The sequence below is a fragment of the Agromyces sp. NPDC055658 genome, from assembly GCF_053618155.1.
In genome coordinates, this window is the sequence record NZ_JBSHHD010000085.1 from 470 (window position 1) to 1865 (window position 1396).

The following is a 1396-nucleotide window of genomic DNA, read 5'->3' on the forward strand; positions in this document are numbered from 1 at the left end:
GGCCATGATGGATCGGGTGGCCACGCCGACGGCCTTGAACACCGCGAAGTCGCGAGTGCGTTCCAGGGCGGACAGGTAGATCACCGAGCCGACGATCAGCGCCGCGACCGCCCACAGCAGTCCGGCCATCAGGCTCATCGCCTGGTTGGCGCCGCGCAGCGGGCGGACCATGTCGTCGATGGCGCCGGCCCGGTCGACGATGCGGAACTCCGGTGGCGCCGCCCCCGGGTTGCCCACAATGCCGACCGACGAGATCAGCTTCTGCCCGGAGAACAGCAGTTGTTGGGCGCCGGGGACCGTCAGGTAGATGTTGTCCTGGGCGGCCAGGGCGGTGAGGTCGTCGACCAGCCCGACAACCCGCAGTTTCGACGCACCGACGTCGACATCGGCACCGACCGGGCGACCCATCGTCGTCGATACCGCGACCTCGTCGGGCGTATGCGGTGCCCGGCCCTCCTTCAACGTCGGCGTGCCCGGGCCCTGCTCCGGCACCCCGAACACGTTCACATTTCGCGGGCTGCCGCCCGCTGGGATGGTCGACGAGCCGTACACCAGCGGGACCGCCGTGACGACACCCGGAAGCTTGGCCGCCCGTTGAACATCGGTGAGCGGCAACGGCGCTGAGCCGAGGAACGGACCGGCCGCACCCTCCTTGATCATGAACGCATCCAGGTGGAGGGCGTCGACGCTGCGTTCGGCTTCGACGCGGAAACCGTTCGCCAGGCCCGTCAACACCAGCGTCATGGCAAAAACCAACGCGGTGCCGACTGCGGCGATCATGAATCGCCGTCGGCGCCACTGCAGATCGCGTAACGCCGCGATCAACACGTCGGTGCCCCGCTCATCATGTCCGACGTTACCGAGATGGGTGTGGCAGGTGGCGGTTATTGGGGCATTTGGTGTGGTGAGGGTTGCTGGGCCGGGTGTGAGCCGTGACCGGGGCGCTCAGGAGTAGGGAGGTGTACTTTGCGCCGTTCCGGGGTCGATGGCGAGCGCGACGAGGTGGAGAAGCCCGATAGCCAGCAGTACTGTGCCGCTGATCATGACCCACGTCCCGTTGGACGGCTGCGGCGGCGGCCGGTCCTCGGAAGGGGCAGAGCTTTCCGGGTGAAGCAATCGGTGGTCGTCGTGCCGGACCCAACGGGTGTGGGCTATGCGCCGGCGGATCCCGATGGTCAGCAACAACCCACCGACAACGGGCCAGAGTATGGCGCCGATCGTGGAGCCGATCTGATATGCGATTCCGCCGTCTGCAAGCAGGTTTTCAACCATGACGCCCCCTCGGGCGGCAACGCTAGCGCATGTCGTCTACCGCCCGTCGTACGCTGAGCAACATGCGACTTGCTGCCGCCGCGCTGTTGGTTGCAGTGACGGCCGGCCTGAGCGGCTGCACCGG

At 67.3% G+C, this 1396-nt stretch carries 2 protein-coding genes; both read right to left on the minus strand.

The features are described from left to right. Positions 1–780: ABC transporter permease (locus ACWGPE_RS18640; protein ID WP_452049253.1), on the minus strand; the 780-nt coding region annotated here is incomplete at its 3' end. Positions 781–945: 165 nt separating this feature from the next. After that, a complete protein-coding gene (locus tag ACWGPE_RS18645; RefSeq protein ID WP_452049254.1) occupies positions 946–1272 on the minus strand; it encodes a hypothetical protein in 327 nt (108 codons plus the stop codon). Positions 1273–1396: the final 124 nt, after the last annotated feature.

Bases quoted from the DNA above. Each gene is read 5' to 3' on its own strand.
- ACWGPE_RS18645 (WP_452049254.1), bottom strand. From the start codon at position 1,272: ATGGTTGAAAACCTGCTTGCAGACGGCGGAATCGCATATCAGATCGGC.